This window comes from Clostridium sp. NSJ-145 (assembly GCF_021044725.1).
In the GTDB taxonomy this organism is placed as follows: Bacteria; Bacillota; Clostridia; order Clostridiales; family Clostridiaceae; genus Clostridium; species Clostridium disporicum_B.
In genome coordinates this window covers 1-20,730 of sequence record NZ_JAJNOS010000018.1, presented here as the reverse complement: position 1 = coordinate 20,730, position 20,730 = coordinate 1, and the positions used below count along the sequence as shown (strand labels likewise).

22 protein-coding genes, 2 tRNA genes and 2 rRNA genes are annotated in these 20,730 nt (G+C 28.6%); 5 read left to right on the top strand and 21 right to left on the bottom strand.

Annotation, left to right across the window (positions count from 1 at the left end; all coding sequences use genetic code 11):
* Positions 1-23: 23 nt before the first annotated feature.
* The 12 genes from LQE93_RS14515 to LQE93_RS14460 form a co-directional block, all read right to left on the bottom strand.
* Positions 24-875 (bottom strand): YitT family protein, encoded by an 852-nt coding sequence (locus LQE93_RS14515; RefSeq protein ID WP_231074192.1) that lies wholly within the window; start codon positions 873-875, stop codon positions 24-26.
* Positions 876-1,133: 258 nt separating this feature from the next.
* The gene (locus LQE93_RS14510) at positions 1,134-2,078 is read right to left on the bottom strand and encodes a transketolase family protein (protein ID WP_231074191.1); all 945 of its coding nucleotides are present in this window, start codon (positions 2,076-2,078) and stop codon (positions 1,134-1,136) included.
* A gap of 1 nt (position 2,079) precedes the next feature.
* Positions 2,080-2,898, bottom strand: coding sequence for a transketolase (locus LQE93_RS14505; RefSeq protein WP_055267639.1), 819 nt, complete (start codon positions 2,896-2,898; stop codon positions 2,080-2,082).
* A 461-nt stretch (positions 2,899-3,359) separates the two neighbouring features.
* Positions 3,360-3,713, bottom strand: a complete 354-nt coding sequence (locus tag LQE93_RS14500) for a type II toxin-antitoxin system PemK/MazF family toxin (RefSeq protein ID WP_032120348.1) — start codon at positions 3,711-3,713, stop codon at positions 3,360-3,362.
* 5 nt (positions 3,714-3,718) lie between these two features.
* A complete protein-coding gene (locus LQE93_RS14495) occupies positions 3,719-3,967 on the bottom strand; it encodes a hypothetical protein (RefSeq protein ID WP_055267641.1) in 249 nt (82 codons plus the stop codon).
* A gap of 87 nt (positions 3,968-4,054) precedes the next feature.
* Positions 4,055-5,215 carry an alanine racemase gene (alr, locus tag LQE93_RS14490; protein ID WP_055267643.1) on the bottom strand — a complete coding sequence of 387 codons (1,161 nt, stop codon included), beginning with the start codon at positions 5,213-5,215 and terminating at the stop codon, positions 4,055-4,057.
* 31 nt (positions 5,216-5,246) lie between these two features.
* The gene (locus LQE93_RS14485; protein ID WP_055267645.1) at positions 5,247-5,855 is read right to left on the bottom strand and encodes a germination lipoprotein GerS-related protein; all 609 of its coding nucleotides are present in this window, start codon (positions 5,853-5,855) and stop codon (positions 5,247-5,249) included.
* Between the two features lie 65 nt (positions 5,856-5,920).
* A complete protein-coding gene (locus LQE93_RS14480; protein WP_055267647.1) occupies positions 5,921-7,417 on the bottom strand; it encodes a bifunctional ADP-dependent NAD(P)H-hydrate dehydratase/NAD(P)H-hydrate epimerase in 1,497 nt (498 codons plus the stop codon).
* Complete coding sequence (acpS, locus tag LQE93_RS14475) at positions 7,418-7,789, bottom strand: holo-ACP synthase (protein WP_231074190.1); 372 nt, start codon at positions 7,787-7,789, stop codon at positions 7,418-7,420. It lies immediately after the preceding gene.
* 40 nt (positions 7,790-7,829) lie between these two features.
* Positions 7,830-8,159 carry a DUF6514 family protein gene (locus tag LQE93_RS14470; RefSeq protein ID WP_055267651.1) on the bottom strand — a complete coding sequence of 110 codons (330 nt, stop codon included), beginning with the start codon at positions 8,157-8,159 and terminating at the stop codon, positions 7,830-7,832.
* Between the two features lie 290 nt (positions 8,160-8,449).
* On the bottom strand, positions 8,450-8,812 hold the full coding sequence (locus LQE93_RS14465; protein WP_055267653.1) for a single-stranded DNA-binding protein: 363 nt from the start codon (positions 8,810-8,812) through the stop codon (positions 8,450-8,452).
* A gap of 191 nt (positions 8,813-9,003) precedes the next feature.
* On the bottom strand, positions 9,004-9,858 hold the full coding sequence (locus LQE93_RS14460; RefSeq protein ID WP_231074189.1) for a YihY/virulence factor BrkB family protein: 855 nt from the start codon (positions 9,856-9,858) through the stop codon (positions 9,004-9,006).
* A gap of 156 nt (positions 9,859-10,014) precedes the next feature.
* Between LQE93_RS14460 and LQE93_RS14455 the strand changes: the two genes are divergently transcribed.
* Complete coding sequence (locus LQE93_RS14455; RefSeq protein WP_231074188.1) at positions 10,015-10,896, top strand: aldose 1-epimerase family protein; 882 nt, start codon at positions 10,015-10,017, stop codon at positions 10,894-10,896.
* A 242-nt stretch (positions 10,897-11,138) separates the two neighbouring features.
* Here LQE93_RS14455 and LQE93_RS14450 read toward each other — a convergent pair whose 3' ends face one another.
* Positions 11,139-13,427 (bottom strand): ATP-dependent DNA helicase, encoded by a 2,289-nt coding sequence (locus LQE93_RS14450; RefSeq protein WP_231074186.1) that lies wholly within the window; start codon positions 13,425-13,427, stop codon positions 11,139-11,141.
* 87 nt (positions 13,428-13,514) lie between these two features.
* Positions 13,515-14,105, bottom strand: a complete 591-nt coding sequence (locus LQE93_RS14445; protein WP_055267661.1) for a DUF1836 domain-containing protein — start codon at positions 14,103-14,105, stop codon at positions 13,515-13,517.
* A gap of 409 nt (positions 14,106-14,514) precedes the next feature.
* Here LQE93_RS14445 and LQE93_RS14440 point away from each other — a divergent pair, with 409 nt between their 5' ends.
* Positions 14,515-14,760, top strand: a complete 246-nt coding sequence (locus tag LQE93_RS14440; protein WP_032120359.1) for an AbrB/MazE/SpoVT family DNA-binding domain-containing protein — start codon at positions 14,515-14,517, stop codon at positions 14,758-14,760.
* 114 nt (positions 14,761-14,874) lie between these two features.
* Here the strand turns inward: LQE93_RS14440 and rsmI are convergent, their stop codons facing one another.
* The 3 genes from rsmI to LQE93_RS14425 form a co-directional block, all read right to left on the bottom strand.
* Positions 14,875-15,723, bottom strand: a complete 849-nt coding sequence (gene rsmI, locus LQE93_RS14435) for a 16S rRNA (cytidine(1402)-2'-O)-methyltransferase (RefSeq protein ID WP_055267663.1) — start codon at positions 15,721-15,723, stop codon at positions 14,875-14,877.
* 1 nt (position 15,724) lies between these two features.
* On the bottom strand, positions 15,725-16,465 hold the full coding sequence (locus tag LQE93_RS14430) for a tRNA1(Val) (adenine(37)-N6)-methyltransferase (protein WP_231074185.1): 741 nt from the start codon (positions 16,463-16,465) through the stop codon (positions 15,725-15,727).
* A gap of 76 nt (positions 16,466-16,541) precedes the next feature.
* A complete protein-coding gene (locus LQE93_RS14425; protein WP_186839575.1) occupies positions 16,542-17,753 on the bottom strand; it encodes a C40 family peptidase in 1,212 nt (403 codons plus the stop codon).
* Positions 17,754-18,038: 285 nt separating this feature from the next.
* Here LQE93_RS14425 and LQE93_RS14420 point away from each other — a divergent pair.
* Together LQE93_RS14420 and LQE93_RS14415 are read left to right on the top strand one after the other, a co-directional pair.
* Positions 18,039-18,114 (top strand) — tRNA-Pro (locus LQE93_RS14420).
* Positions 18,115-18,200: 86 nt separating this feature from the next.
* A complete protein-coding gene (locus LQE93_RS14415) occupies positions 18,201-18,845 on the top strand; it encodes an HAD family hydrolase (protein ID WP_055267669.1) in 645 nt (214 codons plus the stop codon).
* Between the two features lie 92 nt (positions 18,846-18,937).
* Here LQE93_RS14415 and LQE93_RS14410 read toward each other — a convergent pair whose 3' ends face one another.
* The gene (locus LQE93_RS14410) at positions 18,938-19,684 is read right to left on the bottom strand and encodes a peptidylprolyl isomerase (RefSeq protein ID WP_186839574.1); all 747 of its coding nucleotides are present in this window, start codon (positions 19,682-19,684) and stop codon (positions 18,938-18,940) included.
* Positions 19,685-19,832: 148 nt separating this feature from the next.
* On the opposite strand from LQE93_RS14410, the gene bcp reads away from it, so the two are divergent.
* Positions 19,833-20,294 carry a thioredoxin-dependent thiol peroxidase gene (gene bcp, locus LQE93_RS14405; RefSeq protein ID WP_186839749.1) on the top strand — a complete coding sequence of 154 codons (462 nt, stop codon included), beginning with the start codon at positions 19,833-19,835 and terminating at the stop codon, positions 20,292-20,294.
* Between the two features lie 35 nt (positions 20,295-20,329).
* Here bcp and LQE93_RS14400 read toward each other — a convergent pair.
* The 3 genes from LQE93_RS14400 to LQE93_RS14390 all read right to left on the bottom strand — a co-directional run.
* Positions 20,330-20,405, bottom strand: a tRNA-Phe gene (locus LQE93_RS14400).
* A gap of 5 nt (positions 20,406-20,410) precedes the next feature.
* Positions 20,411-20,527: ribosomal RNA gene (gene rrf / locus LQE93_RS14395) — 5S ribosomal RNA — on the bottom strand.
* Between the two features lie 90 nt (positions 20,528-20,617).
* Positions 20,618-20,730: ribosomal RNA gene (locus tag LQE93_RS14390) — 23S ribosomal RNA — on the bottom strand; the annotation flags it as partial.

The following is a 20,730-nucleotide window of genomic DNA, read 5'->3' as shown; positions in this document are numbered from 1 at the left end:
TCCCATCATTAATTATTCATCTCTTACTCTTCATCAATACCTTTAAAACCTTCTCCCATAACCTCATGAACTTCCCCAACTGTTATGAAAGCATTTTTATCAACATCAGCTATAAATCTTTTCAATTTTATAAATTCATTTCTACCTAATATCGTATATAAAAGTGTTGTTTCTTTTCCAGTAAACCCACCTACTCCATTTATAAAGGTACATCCTCTTTCAAGGTCTTCTAATATAAACTTACTAATCTCTTCATTTTTAGGACTTATTATCGTAACTTCCTTACACACATTAAAACCAGCTATAACATTATCAATTGCAAATCCATTTGCTATTACAGATAGTAACGAATATAAACCTGCATTTATCCCAAAAGTAATTGCTCCTAATAGTGTTACAAAAAAATCTACCATTAATAACCCTTTTCCTATATCAATGTGCATAAACTTATTTAATATCTTTGCAATAATATCAGTGCCTCCAGTTGATGCATTAGCATTAAATACTATAGCCATACCCAAAGCTGAAATAATTGTCCCAAAAACTGTAGCTAGCATTAAATCATTTGTTATATTAAAAGGTACAAACTTTTCCAATATATATATAAATGTTGATAATACTATACTTGCATATATACTCTTCCCGCCAAATTTACTCCCTATAATTAAAAATGCAACTACATATAGTATAGCATCCATTATAAGCATAAGAACACCTATTGGTATAGATGGCAAATAATTATTTATAACTATTGCTAACCCTGTTATTCCACCAGCTGTAATGTTATTAGGTTCAAAAAAATAAACAACTGATATCGCTACTAATAATACACCAATAGTTAATAATACAAAATCTTTTATTTTATCCGTTCTCATATTCTCTCTCCTTATTAACCAAATTCACTTCTATTAGTTTTACTCATTTATACCTCATTTATCCAAAATATTCTAAAACTTGATAAGAGTCAAGTTTTTCTAATTAATATTTTATTAAAAAAGACCTAAATGTGTTGTAATTAATGGAAATTTTCAAATTATATTTTAACTCTTCTTTCTTTATTATTATCTTATATTAAAAAATTTCTAACTATAAAAGACTGCGATTCTTAACCGCAGTCTTTAGTCATAATTTATCTATTTCTTTAAATTAATTGCTTTTTTTACTTTAGCTACTATATCTTCTGAAGTTAAGTTATACGCTTTTAATAATTCATCTGGCTTACCACTTTCACCAAAAGTATCATTTATTCCAACTCTTAAAACTGGAACTGGATAATTTTCAGCTAAAACTTCAGCTACAGCTGATCCTAATCCACCAATTATGCTATGCTCTTCAGCAGTAACTATAGCACCAGTTTCTTTTGCTGATTTTATTATTAATTCTTGATCTATTGGTTTTAAAGTATGTATATTAACAACCTTAACGTTGATTCCTTCTTTACTTAATATATCTTTTGCTTCTATAGCTGAATCAACCATTATACCTGTAGCAAATATAGTTGTATCAGTACCTTCAGAAACTACAACACCTTTACCTAATTCGAACTTATAAGTAGCTTCATCATTAATAACATTAACTGCAGCTCTACCTAATCTTACATAGCAAGGTCCATTATATTCTGCTATAGCCTTTATAGCCGCTCTAGTTTCCACATCATCACTTGGAGATATAACTACCATATTTGGTATACTTCTCATTAATGATAAATCTTCGACTGATTGGTGAGACGCACCATCTTCTCCAACTGTTAAACCAGCATGTGTAGCACATACTTTAACATTTAATTTTGGATAACATATTGAATTTCTGATTTGCTCAAAAGCTCTTCCTGCTGCAAACATGGCAAAAGTACTTACAAATGGTATCTTACCACAAGTTGATAAACCAGCAGCTACCCCCATCATATTTCCTTCAGCTATTCCCATATTTAAAAATCTTTCTGGGCAAACAGCTTTAAAATCAGCAGTTTTAGTTGATTTTGAAAGGTCTGCATCTAAAACTACTATATTAGTATTTGTATTTGCTAATTCAGCTAACGCTTTACCATAAGATTCTCTTGTTGCTATCTTCTTGCTCATTTTATCTGTCCCCTCCAATTTCAGCTAAAGCTTTTTCACATTGTTCTTTGCTTGGTGCAGTTCCATGCCATCCAGCTTCATTTTCCATAAATGATACACCTTTACCTTTAACAGTCTTACAAACTATTGCAGTAGGTTGACCTTTGTGATTCTTAGCCTTTTCTATAGCATCTATTATTTCATCAATATTATGACCATCAATAATCATAACATTCCACCCAAAAGCTTCAAATTTTTTATCTATTGGAGTTGGATTCATTACTTTTGTAATATCTCCATCTATTTGTAATCCATTAAAATCTATGAATGCAGTTAAGTTGTCTAATTTGTAATGAGCTCCACACATAGCAGCTTCCCAAACTTGACCTTCTTCTAACTCTCCATCACCTAGAAGTGTATATACTCTATAATCTTTATTATCTAATTTCCCTGCTAAAGCCATTCCAACAGCTGTAGATATACCTTGACCTAATGATCCAGTTGACATATCTATTCCAGGTAAACACTTCATACTTGGATGTCCTTGTAATCTTGAACCAAATTTTCTTAATGTCTTTAATTCTTCTACATCAAAAAATCCTTTTCTCGCTAAAGCACTATATAAAACTGGTGCAGCATGACCTTTAGATAACACAAATCTATCTCTATTAGGGTTTTTGTCATCTGATGGATCTATATTCATTTCTTTAAAGTAAAGAGTTGTTACTATATCAGCTGCTGATAATGATCCTCCTGGGTGCCCTGATGCAGATTCAGTCAGCATTGTTACTATGTCTGCTCTTATATTTTTAGCCATTAACTTTAATTCTTCGGTATTCATAATTTTGAACATCCTCCTTTAATTTATATATATGAAACACTTTCTCCTATTGTCGAATGTGTAAGTTCAGCTAGCCAAATTATATGTACCCTTCGAGTAAAATTTGGAGCTTCACTTATATGAAACACTTTCTCCTATTGTCGAATGTGTAAGTTCAGCTAGCCAAATTATATGTATCCTTCGAATAAAATTTGGAGCTTCACTTAAAAGTATAAATATATTGTATGTAAAATCTTTAAAAATATTTTACCATAAATACTAATCACTGTATACTACATATTTTTAAAAAGTATATCATATTTTCTTTTATTCGTTATATTGTATATCACTTATTGTTAATTAATTATTTTTTTATCTAATTAACAATATATTTAATATGTAATTATTATATAAAATTATCATTTTACAAAATAAAAGCAGAGCAATTACGCTCCGCTTTAAATTTAATAGATAGTAAAATATTAAATCAATCCTATGCTAATAAGTAATGCTCTATCTACTTTTTTCATATCAGCATCTGTCATATGCCCTATTTTCTCTTTTAATCTTCTCTTATCTAATGTTCTCACTTGCTCTAGCAATACAACTGAATCTCTATTTAATCCGTATTCTTCAGACGAAATTTCAACATGAGTTGGAAGTTTAGCCTTATTAATTTGAGATGTAATAGCAGCTACAATAACTGTTGGGCTATATTTATTCCCAATATCATTTTGTATTATTATCACTGGTCTAATTCCACCTTGCTCAGAGCCAATAACAGGGCTTAAATCTGCATAAAAAATATCCCCTCTTTTTACAACCATAGTCGTCATTAAATTCACACTCCGCAAAGCCATTTCTCATATTCATTAATACTGTCAAATTCATACTGTAAGGTTTCAGGTGACGACTCAAATAACTGAGAAATTTCTAAATTAATATTAGCCATCTCAATATATCCACTTTTCATTAATTCATAAAATTCCATATTATTTTTGTCTTCATTATATCTTATTAAATCTTCGCCGATAAATTTCCTATTTTTTTTAAATTCTAATTTATTTTTATTATTGAACAATTTTGACATATTTCGCCTCCAAAGAGTGCATATTTTCTACCATAAGAAAATTATATTGCAAAATATGTCAATTTGTAAATAGAAATGTCTTTATTTTTATAAATAATTTCTTACATTTACCATTTTCCCATCTTTAATATAAATTCTAGGAACTCTTCTACCTATCATACACAATATTTCATAATTTATAGTATCTAACATTTTGGCCATATCATCAGCATTATTCTTCACTCCATTATCTTCTCCTAATAATACGACCTCATCTCCAACCTTAACTGGACCTATATCTGTAACATCTACCATACATTGATCCATACATATCTTTCCTACTACTGGAGCTAGCTTACCATTTATTATTACATGAGCTTTCTCATAAAGCCCTCTAACATATCCATCTGCATATCCTATAGGTAAAGTAGCTATTACGCTATCTCTTTCAGTCCTAAACTTTCTTCCATACCCTATGTACTCACCTTTTGGAAGTTCCTTCACATGAATAACCTGACATTTTAATGATAATGCTGGCATTAATTTTAACTTATCTTTATTTATATAATCTGATGGATAATAACCATAAAGTATTATCCCTGGTCTTATTGCATTATAATGTGCATCTTCTATATCAATAATAGATGCACTGTTTGAAATATGTTTTAGTCCTAAGTTTACTTCTCTTTTCTCTATTTCATTTATAAAGGAATTAAATTTTTCTATTTGATTATGTGCATAGCTTTTATCTTGTTCATCTGCATTCGAAAAATGTGTAAATATCCCTGTGATTCTTAAATTGCTTAATTTACTAATTTCCACAACCTCTTCAACACTTTTCTCATTAGGTAAAAATCCTATTCTACCCATACCAGTATCAACAGCTATATGAATTTTTGCTACCTTTCCTAAAGCCTCTGCCTTTTTAGATAATTCTTTAGCATAGTCTAAAGAGTAAACAGTTTGTTCTATATCATTATTTATTAGCATTTCTGAAAATGCTACATCAGTATATCCTAAAATTAAAATAGGTACTTTTATCCCTGCTTCTCTTAGCTCTAAAGCTTCACTTAACATAGCTACTGCTAGCCTATCAGCTCCATTTTCTATAAGAACAGGAGCTACATCTACAGCCCCATGTCCATAAGCATTAGCTTTAACAACTGCTATAATTTCTTCACCATTAATATTTTTCTTAATTTCTTTTATATTATTTATAATATTATCTAAATTTACTTCTGCCCATACTGGTCTAATATTTACATCCATTTTACTAACACCTCATATTTATTATATCAAACTACAATAAACTATCATCTATTTGTTTTACTTTTTTAAAATCCTTAAATATTATTCTTAGTGTATCTTCACCATCTTTGTTATACACAATTATTCCTATAGGCGTTTTATTCTTTTTATCTACAAATAATCTAGCTACATTTAAATGTTCATTATCTAAAAACAACTCTAAATCCACTTGTATATAAACTGTATCTCCCCACTCTTCTTGATCTTGTTTTAATGAATCACTTTTAATTGGGAATGATAATATTCTATTCATAAACGCTAAAGGATGTAATACATCTAAACTTTTATCTATTACATAATCTGAGTTAGATATATTATCTATAACTTGGATACCATCGTTTTTGTATACTTTAACTATATCTTCTCCAAACTCTACTCTTACGCCTTTATCCCTCGAATAATACTGTACCGTATCTTCTCTTTCTTCGCCTCTGCTATTTTTAATTATATATTCTACGTTGGCTTCATAGCACTTTATATCTTTTAAAGATTTTATAATTTCCTCATTTGTTGGAAGCATAACTCCTCTAAAGACAATAACTAATAATATTGAAATAAAAGGAATACATAATAATACTGCTATAATAATTTTCTTCTTCATAAATCCTCCACTTACTAATATTTCATTATTACTAATATTAAGTAATCCTCAGATTTATTCATATTTTACATTATTATATTATGAATAATAGTTGAAATGTTATCTATTATATCACTTGCAGTCACTGAGTATTTGTATTTACCTGCTATTTCTCCAGCTTTCCCATGAACATATGCACCGATTAATGCACTTTCAAGAGGACTGTGTTTCTGTGCTAATAATGATACTATCATTCCAGTCAAACAATCACCAGAGCCACCAGCGGCCATTTTACTATTACCAGTGGTATTTATATATGTTTTTTCCCCATCTGTAATAACTGTATTATAACCTTTCAATAAAACTATACTCTTATATTTTTTAGCATATTCTTTGGCAATATTTATTCTATCACTTTCTACTTCTGAGATACTTTTACCAACAAGCCTAGACATTTCTCCAGGATGAGGTGTTAAAATCATTCTTCCTTTTAATCTATCTAATATTTCAGGCCTTCTTGATAATATATTTATCCCTTCAGCATCTATAACTAAGTGACAACTACTATTTTTAGAAATATATAATAGAAAATCTTCATATTCCTTACTACTTGGTAATCCAGGCCCATATGCTATAGCATTTGCTGTTGATATTAACTTGTCCACCTTTTCTTCTTCATTAAAATTAGAAGTCATGGATTCTATTAACATTCCACTTAATATATCTTGTATATCTTTAGGAGTAATTAATGTAGTCAATCCTGCTCCAGTCTTTAAACAAGCTTTTGTAGCCAAGTACGCTGCCCCTGTAAATCCTTTGCTACCAGCAAAAATTATTGCTCTACCATAATCACCTTTATGCCCATATATTTCTCTTTTTCTTATAATGTCTCTATAATAATAATCTTCTAAAATAGTTACACCTTCATTTATAATATCTTTTATTTCATTAGGAATACCAATTGGAATTACTTCAAGGTTCCCTAGATATTTAAATGAATTGTAATTTATAAACCCTAATTTTACCACTTCAAAAGTATATGTAGTTGATGCCTTAACAGCTCCTCCCATCGGATTCCCAGTATTACAATCTAGTCCCGAAGGAACATCTACAGCTATTATATATTTTTTGCTATCATTTATTACCTTTATTACTTCTTTATAAAATTCATTTAATTCTTTATTTATGCCTATCCCAAATATGCTATCTATAATTATTTCATTAAAATTTATTATTTCTTTTAAGTTATGTATATCGCTTATGTCTTTTATAAAAGATATTTTACAGTTCATATTGTCAATTATGTTATAATTAACATTAAAATCATTACTATAATTTTCTCTTGGGCTTATAATAACAAAATGAACTTCTCTTTTAGCTAATACAAGTTTTCTGCCAATAGCAAGTCCATCTCCACCATTATTCCCAGTTCCACAAATAACTGTAAAACTTTGACCTAAATCTTTAATTTTTGAAAACACTTCATTAGCTGCATTTTCCATTAGAACAATACTTGGAATACCTACTATTTCTATTGCCTTTTTATCTATCATTTTACAGCCATCTCTACTCATAACATACATTTATCTAACCTCCATAGTAACAAATGCAATTGCACAACTTTTATTATGTGATATAGATATATGAAATATAACTTCTTCGTATTCTAAAAATTCCTTCACCTTATTAGATATATTAACTATAGGTTTTCCAAGTTCATCTCTAAGAACTTCTAAGTCATTAAAAGAAAATCCCCTAAATCCTCTTCCTATAGCTTTGCTTATAGCTTCCTTAGCAGCAAAATTTCCTGCTATACTTTCAACCTTCATAGATTTGCTCTTAAATAATTCTATTTCTTTTTCAGTAAATGTCTTTTCTAAAAACTTAGGTGTTCTTTCTATGGCCTTTTTTATTCTTTCAATTTCTATGATATCTGTTCCAACTCCAAGTATCATGCTATCACCTCTTATGTATCTATCATACTATACATAATAATTATACACTAGCAACTAAAACTTCCTCGTTATTAAAATCTTCTATACACTCATCAACATATGCACCTATAATATCTATTAAATGGATAGGTGATACATTATTTTTATACAATAATTCTAATATAGGTCTAACCTTTTCTTTTTTTGTAGAAATTATATCTACAGAATCTCTTTCAATATTTATTAAAGATTCATCTTTAAAGTCTTGTCTTTCGACCTCAATTCCAAAAGCTTGTCCGCTTTTTGTTTGACATTGAGTTAATCTGTAGAAGTACATAATCTTTTTTCCTTTATTTTCAATAGCTAAACTTAATGATTCTACTATCTTCATAGTAATACCTCCTTCACATATTTCATATTATTAAAGATATCACATTATTTTTTCAAATTATGTCAAAAATTGTTCCATATTTATCTAAAAATTCCTTACTAATTCTACATAAAATGTTATTTTAAATTATTTACCATTACGTTTTACCCTTCTATTTGTAAATATAAAGCAATTTTTATTTGCTTATTGTCGAATAATATAATACATAAATTAAAAGGCTGATAAAAAAGATTTATAAACTACTTTTTTAGTAATTTATTCATTCTTTTTTACAGCCACTTTTAACAAATTTATTGAGTTTCTATATTCATATCTTCATCATTTTTATCAATTCTTCTATTACCGACAAATTTGAAGTCCTCTGCTACTACTTCAGCTATATATTTCTTATTACCAAGCTTATCTTCATAGCTTCCAGTCCTTAATCTACCACTTAAACTAATATAGCTTCCTTTTCTCATATACTTACATATTACTTCCGCTTTTCTACCCCATATAGTAACTGGTATTAAATCAGCTTTTCTTGTTCCATCAGCTGCTTTAAAATTTCTTTCAACTGCAACTATAAATCTAGTAAATACCTTCTCACCATCTTCTATAGTTTTTAGTTCAGGGTCTTTAATTAATTTTCCTACTAAAACTATTTTATTCATTAAATTCCACCTCCTGAATATTACTTCTTTGATTATGCCCAACTAGATGCATTCTATACATTTTATATCTATTTTTTCTTTAACAAATTAAAAATTGTGTATTTAATTAAAATAATGAGTAAGAATACTTTTAAATAAATCTCTAAAATCCAATCTTAACTAAAAAAAGACTATGCTATGCATAATCTTTTTTACTTTATTCTTAAATTATTTTTTCGAATTACAAGGACAGAATTTATTTCTCCACCTAAGATTAAAATTATCGATGATATATAAAGCCAAGTCATTAATACAAAAACAGCTCCAAGACTACCATATAGTCTTGAGTAATTACTAAAATTATTTATATAAAATGAAAAGCATAATGAAACTATAAGCCATCCAATTGTACTAACTATGGCTCCTGGAAATGCTTCCCTCCAGCTTATTCTTTTAGCTGGTGTATATCTATATATTCCTGCAAATATACAAATCATTATAGTTAAAACCATTATATATCTCAGCAAATTCCATAGCTTTCCTATGAGTGCATTATACGGTATATATGAAATCAATAAATTGCCTATCAGATTTCCAAATACTAATAATACCAATGCTACAACTATAGTAAATGCTAAAGCAAATGTACATATTAAAGCTATTATTGCTCTCTTTATAAATGACCTATTTTCTTTTAAATTATACGCCTTATTAATACCTTTAGTAACAGCTCTAAATGCAGAAGATGCTGCCCACATAGATAATACTATAGATACTCCTAATAATCCTGTATATTGATTTTCTACAACCTCCACTACAATGCTAGATGTTAATTCAAAAACACTACTAGGAAGTATAGCACTTAGCCCTTCAATTATTTGCATAGAATCCAACTTACTAAAACCTATTATTGTCATCAAGAATATTAGAAAAGGGAAAAATGATAATATTAAATAATACGCTAACTGTGCTCCTAGTGCGAAGATATCATCATTCTTAATCTTAATAATAAAATATATCATAAAATCAAAGAAAGACCTCTTATTAATCCTGTTCTCTTTCGACATAAATCTCACCACATCTTTATAAATAATTTGTTATTATATTATATAATAGTTTTTACCAAATTTTATTATACTTATAATATTTTTATTTTTCTATCTTAATTATTTAATAACTATGTTGTATAATTCAATTAAATAACAATTTTCGGGGGTGTACTAATGCTACAAGTAATAGAAAACGATTTTTTAAAAATCTCTTCATCAATACACGGTGGAGAACTTCACAGTATACAAAGTAAAAAAACTAATACTGAATATCTATGGAACGGAAATCCTGACTTTTGGAAATATCATGCTCCAATTCTTTTTCCTATAGTAGGTAAAGTTAAAGATGGTAAATATAAAGTTGATGGAAAAACATACGAACTTCCTCAACATGGTCTTGCTAGAGTTAAAGATTTTTCTATTAAAAACTCTGAAGGCAACAAAATTACTTATGAATTAATTTATTCAGAAGATACTATTAAAGTTTATCCTTATAAATTTTCTTTATGTATTTCATATGAATTAATAGATAACAATCTTAAAGTTTCTTACAAAGTAACTAATTTAGATAATAAGACTATTTATTTTTCAATAGGTGCTCATCCTGGTTTTATGTGTCCTTTAAAAGATAATGAAACTCTTAACGATTACTACTTTGAATTTAATAAAAAAGAAACTGCTGAGCTAATGACTTTAGATATGAATGTTGGATTAATATCTCATAATACTATTCCATATTTAAACGATGAAAATATTATTCCTCTTCATAAAGAATTATTTAAAAACGATGCTTTAATATTCAAAAATTTAGACTCTAACTTAATTAGTATTAAATCTAAAAATCATAATCAAGTGTTATCAATGGATTTCACAGGATTCCCTTATATGGGCTTATGGGCTATGCCAACAGGATGTCCTTTTGTTTGTATAGAACCTTGGTTCGGTCATGCTGATTTTGTAGACTTCGATGGAGAGCTAAAAGATAAAGCAGGAATTCAATCACTAGAAATCGGTAAAGAGTTTAACTGCTCATACAGCATAATAGTAACAGAATAATATTAAGAGCGAATCTCGTAGGTTAAAAGTCGACTTCGTCTAACTGAAAATGCTACTCACGTAGCAGGGAAAAGTTAATTTAAAGTGAAAGTGCTACTATCGTAGCAATGAAAGTAGTAACACCGATATACTTTCTCTAATTGCTATAGGCAATCCTTTCACCGTCACGTCAGTGACATTTTCCCTTCAGCTGACTTTTCCCATTTGGCAAAGTCAAACTTTTCACCAAAGTGATTCGCTCTTTATTTATATAGTTCTAATTCCCATTCTTGTGGTAACATACTTCTATATTTCGAACTATTATACCTGTTATCTACTAATAAAACCCTTCCTTTATCAGTTTCAGTTCTTATAACTCTTCCTGCTGACTGTAAAACTTTATTTATTCCTGGATAGGCATATGCATAATCAAACCCATTTACCCCAAAATATTCTCTAATTATGTCATTTTCAATAGATACCATAGGAAATCCTACTCCTACTACAACAGCACCTATTAATTTATCGCCTGGTAGATCTACTCCTTCCGAAAACATTCCACCTACTACTGAAAAAGCAGCCAAATTTGCCCCTTCCTCAAATTTATTTAAAAATTCCTCTTTATCACTCTCAGAAAGTCCTTCTCCTTGAACTATAGTATTTTCTTCACTATAAATTTCAACATATCTTGAATAGACTTTTTTCAAATATTCGAATGAAGGTAAAAAGACCATATAATTTCCTTTTATCTCATTAATAAATTTATTAATAACTGTGCATAACTTATCTATATTATTATATCTATTCACATATCTCATATCTAACGGATATAAATATGTTGATAAATTTTCTTTTTTGAATGGTGAGCTAAATTTAACTCTAAAACTACTTTCACTTCCCCCTAATAAGTCTATATAATACTTAATAGGTGATAGCGTTGCTGAAAAAATTACAGTTGAATATGAACCATTTATAACTTCACCTATATTTTTAGATGGATCTATACAAAATATTTTTATGGAAAACTCATTTTTTTCTTTTTTTAGTATTGTTGTATATTGTTTAGAATATAGTTCACTTAAAGAAACAAAGCTTCTTACCTCATAATAAAAATCTAATATTTCTTCATATCCATTAGTATTTTTGCTTTTTACTAGATACTCATCTGCTTCAGCTATAAATACCTTAAGTAATTTAATTAATTCTTTATATTGAACATTGTGATATAGCGTATTAACATTTCTTTCCTCTAATTCTCTTCTTATTTCAATTAATTCTTTATTTATATTATTAGCCACTTTATATAATTTAGGAACTTTCCCTTTTAATAACCTAGTAATTGATAGAACTTTACTTTTAAATATTTCTCCACTATACATATCTCTTGCTCTGTTTACTAAATTATGAGCCTCATCTATTAAGATTATATTTTTTTCATTGTCATCTTCAAAAATCCGTTTTAATTTTGCTCTAGGATCAAATGCATAATTATAATCACAAATAACTCCATCACACCATAATGATAGATCTAAAGCTAATTCAAAAGGACATACTTTAAATTTTCTTGCATACTTCTCTAATGTTGTCCTAGAAAATATACTTTCCTCTCTTAATATTTCACTTATTACTGAATTAATCTTTGTAAAATAATCTACTGCATATGGGCAATCATCTGGATTACATTTAACTTCGCTATTTATACAAGCTTTTTCTTTAGCAGTTAAGGTTATAAATCTAAACTTTAATCCATTATTAATAAGTCTCATATAAGCTTCTTCTGCAACAACTCTAGTTATAGTTTTAGATGTTAGATATACTATTCTTTCCCCTCTTCCTTCAGCTAAGCTTTTTATAGAAGGAAATATAGTAGATATAGTCTTTCCTATGCCAGTTGGCGCTTGAGCAAATAATATACATCTCTGCTTTATAGAGCTATAACAGTTCATTGCTAACTCTCGTTGCCCTTTTCTATATGTGTCGAAAGGAAATTTAATCTCTTTTATACTTTTGTTTCTTTCAACTTTGAAATTTTCTCTTAATCTAACAGTATCTATATATTTATCTACTATATTAAATACAAACTCTTTTAATAAATTAAATGAAAATACCTTTTGAAAACTTTTTACTTCACTAGTATTCAAATTATAATAACTTAATCTTATAGAAATACTATCTAATTCATTATCCTTACAATAAAAATATCCATAAAACTTACTTTGAGCCCAATGTAATGGATTATAATCTTCATCTATATATAATAAATCTCTATAAGTAGATTTAATTTCCTCAATTATAACTTCACTATTTTCTTTTATTATTCCATCTGCTCTACCTTCTACTAATAATAAAATATCTCCATAGTCAAATTTCCCTTCCATCTTAACTTCTTTTTCATATTCGACATATATCTTTGCATTATCACTTTGAAGTTTTCCATGAGCTATAGTTCCTTCTATAGCTCTCGTTCTTGATACATGCCTATCGTCAAGACTTCCTTGTTGTAATATATATTCAACTATTCCTCTTACAGATTCTTTAACTACTAAATTCATGTCTTATCCCTACCTAAATCTAATATACTTATTATATCAAATTTTAATAGTAATCATAATAAAAGAACTGCCCACTTAAGACAGTTCTTATTCTGAATGATATTCGTTTACTATTTTTTGAACTAATTTCTTAATTGCACTTGCTTGAGCAATTAATGTCATAACTACAACAAAAGTTCTTATACTATTTTCATCTTTTTCATCTAATTTAAGTTCTTTTATTACTTCATTTAATTTATCTTCATTTAATGCTGGAGTATTTAAATACTCTGTAAAGCTATTGCTCTGAGTTTCGACAAAAATTTTATACGCTGTTTCCCATGCAATAATATCATCCGATCTATCGTTTATATCATTAAATGCTAACCTAAATACTTTTTTAATCTCTTCAGTAGTAAGTACAGGTCTCATAAAACTTAATAATACAAGTTGAACTAAATGAATTTTAGTATATCCTCTTTTCTTACCATCTTCTGGCTTACTAATTACTTCACTTTTAATATAATTTTGTACTATATTATTAGTATATTTATCATCTACAAATTTATCATTTAAAAAATCTATAACTTGTGATAAGAAAAGGTCATATTTAGGTAAATCATCATATGATACTATAGAATCTTTAGAAATTTCTTCTGCCAATTCTCTTATATAGTTTTCGTCCATTTTATCAGCCATTCCTATTCACCTCATATTTTATTTATTTATTATATTATATAGTAAAGAAAAACTTATTACAAGTTACTTTTCCCTTTTTTTGTAATTATTTTTAGTCATTTTAATATTTCCTCACTTCCCATCTCATTTTTTACCAATTTTTTTATTTTTTTTTTTAATTTGCTTCAATTTGCGAATATTTTTACCGAAAGCTTAGTAAGCAAGCCATTTTTCATCATTCATTTTATTACATATTTTTTTAAAACGCCCTTGACTTTTCAAAAATATGGTAGTATAGTTTATTTATAAATTTATTTAGAATTAATATTCTATATAAATATTTTTTTTTACGTTTTTGTATTGACTTTAAATTACAAATTTGTTAATATTGAACTGCAAAATGTCGAAACTTGTTAAGGAGGAATTTAAAATGAAATCAACTGGTGTTGTTAGAAGAGTAGATGAACTAGGGAGAATAGTTATTCCTATAGAGTTAAGAAGAACTTTAGATATAGCTGAAAAAGATGCTTTAGAAATTTATGTAGATGGTGAGCAAATAATCTTAAAGAAATACGAGCCTGCTTGTATATTCTGTGGAGATGCTAGAGATGTTGCTAACTACAAAGGTAAAAACATCTGTAAAAACTGCTTAAACGAATTAAAGTCAGATAGATAGTTTATATACATATTTTTTAAAAGGAGCTTTGCTTAAATGCAATGCTCCTTTTTTAACAAAGTGCAAATCACTTTGTTGTAGCTGCCTTTTCACTTATGCACTTAGTGCACACTTTTATTCAATTTCTATTGCTATCTTATAAACATCCTTCTTAGGTAAATCTCTTTCCTTAGATACGACTTTTATAGCCTCTTTTTTACTTATTCCAGTATCTATAAGTTTTTTTAAATGATCTTCTATAGAAATGTTAGCAAATGCTTCTTCTTTTTCAGCTCTAATCTCACTATCTGTTTTACCTTCAATAACTAAAACAAACTCACCTCTTGGTCTATTAGCTACAAACCAATTATACGCTTCCTCTATTGTTCCCCTAAATATATCTTCATGTAATTTAGTTAATTCTCTACATACAGCTATTCTTCTATTTCCTAATGATTTATTTAAGAAATCTAAAGTTTCTATAAGCCTATGTGGTGATTCATAGAAAATAACTGTTTCTCTTTTATCTTTTACTTCTTCCATAAGAGATTTTCTATCTTTGTTTTCCCTTGGTATAAACCCTCTGAAAACAAATTTAGTAGTATCTAGTCCTGAATAAACTAAAGCTGTTGTAAAAGCTGTTGCCCCTGGTAATACTTCAAAAGGTATATCTTGTTCAATACATTTTTGAACCACTACACTTCCTGGATCTGATATTCCTGGTGTACCAGCATCAGTAACCAAAGCAATATTTTTGCCATCCTTTAGTTTTTCTATTATATCATCACTCTTTCCTTGCTCATTATGTTGATGATAACTAAATAAAGGTTTCTTTATATTAAAATGATTAAGCAATTTTAAAGTTTGTCTTGTATCTTCAGCTGCTATTTCATCAGCATTTTCTAAGGCCTCTAACGCTCTTAATGTTATATCTTTTAAATTTCCTATTGGAGTTGGTACTAAAAATATTTTTCCTAAACTCATTTTAAAGTCTCCCGTAAATCTTATCTATTTCTTTGCTATAATTTCCGTTTTCATCATATACATACAACGGTTCATCCCATTTTAAGAATGCTCCACCATCTCTTTGTCCTTCAACTAAAACTATATTAGGTGCCTTCTTAGCACTTGGATGAATCATCTTAACCCTTTTAGGCTCTATATTATACTTTCTCATTAACCCAAATATATCAGCTAATCTCTCTGGTCTATGTACTATAAACATTCTTCCGTTATCAGCTAATAATCTTCTAGCTGACACTATAACATCTTCTAAATTACAAAGTATTTCATGTCTAGCTATAGCAAGTTTATCATTAGGATTTAAAATTCCAGCATTATTAAGCTTATATGGTGGATTAACAGTAACAACATCAAATCTACCTAATTCATTAACAAGCTTTTTATCTTTTAAATCAGCACACTTAAACTTTACTATATCATCAGTTTTATTTAATTGTGAACTTCTATTGGCCATCTCAACCATATCTTCTTGGATTTCTACCCCCCATACTTCTTTAGGACTATACTTTCCATAAACTAAAAATGGAACTATTCCTGTTCCTGTACATAAATCTAAGACTCTATGCTTCTTTTTCACATTAGCAAAATCTGATAAAAGCACAGCATCTACACCAAATCTAAATCCTGATTGCTTTTGAATTAACATTAATCCATTTAACTGTAAATCATCAATACTCTCATCTATATTTATATTAACGTCCATATTAATCCTCCAAATATCTTTACTACTATTATGCACAAAAAAGACTAGGAATTAAACCCTAGTCTTAAAATACATATTAAAGTACTCTTCTAGCTGTGTAGAATGATGTTACAGGTGATACCTTAACAACATCTCCTTCAGTTGGAGCGTGTATGTAACTTCCTCCTCCAACATATATACCAACATGATCTCCACCATAAGTAAATACTAAATCTCCTGGTTGAAGTTGATCGTAAGAAATAGCAGTTCCTACTCCCATTTGGCTATAAGTTGTTCTTGTAATTTCAACACCTGCAGCGTTTCTATATACGAAACTTGTAAATCCTGAGCAGTCAAAGCTTGTTGGACCTGTAGCTCCCCAAACGTATGGAGACCCAAGATATCCATAAGCAAAATCAACTATAGCATTTCCTGTTGCAGAAACTTCACCTCTGTTAGGTTTATTAGCAGCAGCTTGTTCAGCTTCAATCTCAGCAACTCTAACCTTAGCAGTTTCTATATATTCATTTATTTCTTCTTCAACTATACTACTCTTAATTTGATTGTCTCTGATGTTTCTTAATTGGCTAATTGCACTTTGTAGTTCATCAAGCGAACTTGATGAATCTTGAATTACACCAATTTGATATTGAATTAATTTTCTTTCAGATACAGCTAAATAATCTCTTTCAAATATAGCTTGTTCTGCTTTTGCTTCTTCAACTAATTTTTCTTGTTCTGCTTTCTTTTCTTCAAATTCACTTAAAGTTTTTGAAGTTTCTTCATTAATCTTAGCTAATTCAGCATTTTTCTCATCAAGTGACTTAATCTTATTATCTAGTTTTTCTTGCTTGTCATTAAGTTCTTTAACCATCTTTTTATCGATGTTAATTAATCTTGATGTAGCTTCTACCTTAGTTAATAAATCATTAAAACTATCTGCACTAAATATAAGTGTTAAATAACTTGCTTGTCCACCTGACTTGTATAGTTCTCTAACTCTTTTACCTAGTACTTCTTCTGTTTTCTGTATTTCTTCTTTGGCAGCTTCAATTTCTTTTTCAGTATTTGTAACCTCAACTTTAATGTCATCCATTTGTTTTTGGTTATTTTCTATCGTTTCCAGTAATGGCTCGATTTGTCCATTTAACGCATATATCTCACCATTTATTTCATCTATTTTTTGAGTTAATCTGTCATATTCCTGTTGATTTTCTATTACATCTTGTTCTGGTGTTGCGAAAGCCGGCATACTAAAACTTGCTATAATTGTCGTGGCCAAAATCGCAGATAAAATTTTCTTTCTCATCTTTGCTTGGTCTTCAGACCTTCCCCCTTTCCTTTTGTAACACATTACCATTATAACACTTATGGAAAGTTAGGACAATGGTAATTTTTCTTATTTAGCCATAATACGCTATTATAATGTATACAATACATACAAATTACCATACTTATACTTGTATGAAAATGATTTATCATTTTATTTATATTACTAAATTTCTTAATTTATTATACTTTTAAAAAAATTTATATATTTTTTAAAAAACTTGTTGACATATATCTATATAAGTTTTATAATAATCATGTGCTACGGGGTGTAGCGCAGATGGGAGCGCGCGTGGTTTGGGACCATGAGGTCGCAGGTTCGATCCCTGTCACCCCGACCAAGGTAGGTAATAAAACCTACCTTTTTTTATTGTTAAAATTACTAACTTACTATACATAACTTTAAATATATTTATCATGAGGTGATATTTTGAACACAATTAAAGCAGCAATCTTTGATCTTGATGGAACACTAGTTGATTCTATGTGGGTATGGGAACAAATCGATATTGATTTTTTAAAAAGTAAAGGATATACACCACCTAAAGATTTAAAGGATGATATAACACATTTAACATTTAGACAAACTGCAGAATATTTTAAGGATAGATTCAATTTATCTGACTCTATTGATGAAATTACTGATACTTGGAATAATATGGCCTATGACTTCTATTCATCTAAAGTAAAACTTAAAGAAGGTGTAATTCCATTCTTTAATAAGTTGAAATCATTAAATATAAAAATAGGACTAGCTACTAGTAATTCACTTCCTTTGTTAGAAGCTACACTAAAAAATAATGGTATTTATCATTTATTTGATGCTATAACAGTTACTGATGAAGTTAAAAAGAGTAAAGAAAATCCTGATGTATATCTTCTATGTGCTAATAAACTTAATGTATCTCCTAAGAATTGTGTAGTTTTTGAGGATATAATAGCTGCTGTAAATGGAGCTAAGCTAGCTGGAATGAAGGTTATAGGGATTTATGATAAAGCATCTGAAGATCAGAAAGAAATTTTAACTCAAACCTGTGATAGATATATTCTTAATTACAATGAATTAATTTAAATAAAAATAAGTTTTATTATATACAATACAAAATTAATAACATAATAAAAGAACTGTCAATTAGTACAGTTCTTTTATTATGTCTTATATTATTAGAATCTTTTTACTTCGTATTTATCTTCTAATTCCTTTATTACAGTCATAAACTTCTTTTCTTGAGCTTGTTGAGTAAGTCTTCCTAAAACTTCTTGTTTAACAGCTTCAAATGGCATAACATCTGCACCATTCTTAGATTCTACCTTTATTAAGTGATATCCAAATTGAGTTTTAACTGGTTCACTTACTACTCCTGTTTCTAACTCAAATGCAGCATTTTCAAATTCTGGAACCATCATTCCTCTACCAAATTCACCTAAGTTCCCACCTTGCTCTTTTGATGGACATGAAGAATATTCATTTGCAGCTTCTTCAAATGTTAATTCATTATTATCAATTTTAGCCTTTATTTCTGAACATAAATCTTCATTATCAACTAATATATGTTTCGCAGATACTGATTCTTTTCCTTTAAACATTTCTTTATTGTCTTCATAATACTTCTTAGCATCTTCTTCTGTTACAGTAACTTCTGATAATACTTTATTAACTGCAGCTTGAGTTAATAAATCTTTCTCAACTTGCTTTACTTGAGCTTTAAATTCTTCAGTTTTATCTAATTCCATTTCTAAGCCTAATTTGTTCATTAATTCAAATTGAACCATTTGCTCTAATAATTGCTTTTTACCCATATCTGAAGAAAAATAACCTCTTTTATCTTCAGGGTATCTCATTATTATATTATTTAAATCATTTTCTGTTATTTCATTTCCTGAAATTATTGCTAATACTTTATTTTCCATTACATTAACTCCTTTTTATCTTTATATTTAAAATTATAACAGATTTTCCAATGTTGTATACATAAATAAATTTATTATTGTAAATCTAAAAATTAAACTATATAATAATAATTATTATTATTTAATATTTTATACTTAGGAGGTTTATATGATTGAAATCAATTCTATAGTTCCAAATTTTTCACTTATTGGTTCTGACAAAAAAGAACACTCTTTAAGTGATTATAAGGGAAAGAAAATAATACTATATTTTTATCCTAGAGATAATACTCCTGGATGCTCTACTGAAGCTTGTGATTTTAGAGATAATAATTCTATTATTGAAGATATGAATGCAATAGTTATTGGTGTAAGTAGAGATTCTTTAAAAAGTCATGATAAATTTATTGAAAAATTTAACTTACCATTCTTACTTTTAAGTGATGAAGATGAAACTCTTTGTAATTTATTTGGAGTTATTAAAGAAAAAAATATGTATGGTAAAAAAGTAATGGGAATAGAAAGAAGTACTTTTATTATCAATGAAGATGGTGTTCTAGTAAAAGAATACAGAAAAGTTAAAGTAAAAGGACATATAGATACTATTTTAGAAGATTTAAAAAATATGTAACAAAAAAGCACTAACATAAGTTAGTGCTTTTTTCCTGGTGGCTCGACCAGGAATCGAACCAGGGACACGAGGATTTTCAGTCCTCTGCTCTACCGACTGAGCTATCGAGCCACATTACCAGGCAACGTCCTACTCTCCCACACAGTCTCCCGTGCAGTACCATTGGCGCTGTAGAGCTTAACTTTCCTGTTCGGAATGGGAAGGAGTGTTTCCTCTACGCCATCATCACCTGATACTATGATTCTCTAAATCTTCGATTTAGTTAGAATCTTATTTCAAAGAATTTTGTTCTCTGAAAATTGCACATGAATTTTATATTTTTATTGGTCAAGCCCTCGACCTATTAGTATCAGTCAGCTAAATACGTTACCGCACTTACACCTCTGACCTATCAACCTTGTGTTCTTCAAGGGGTCTTACTAGCTTATGCTATGGG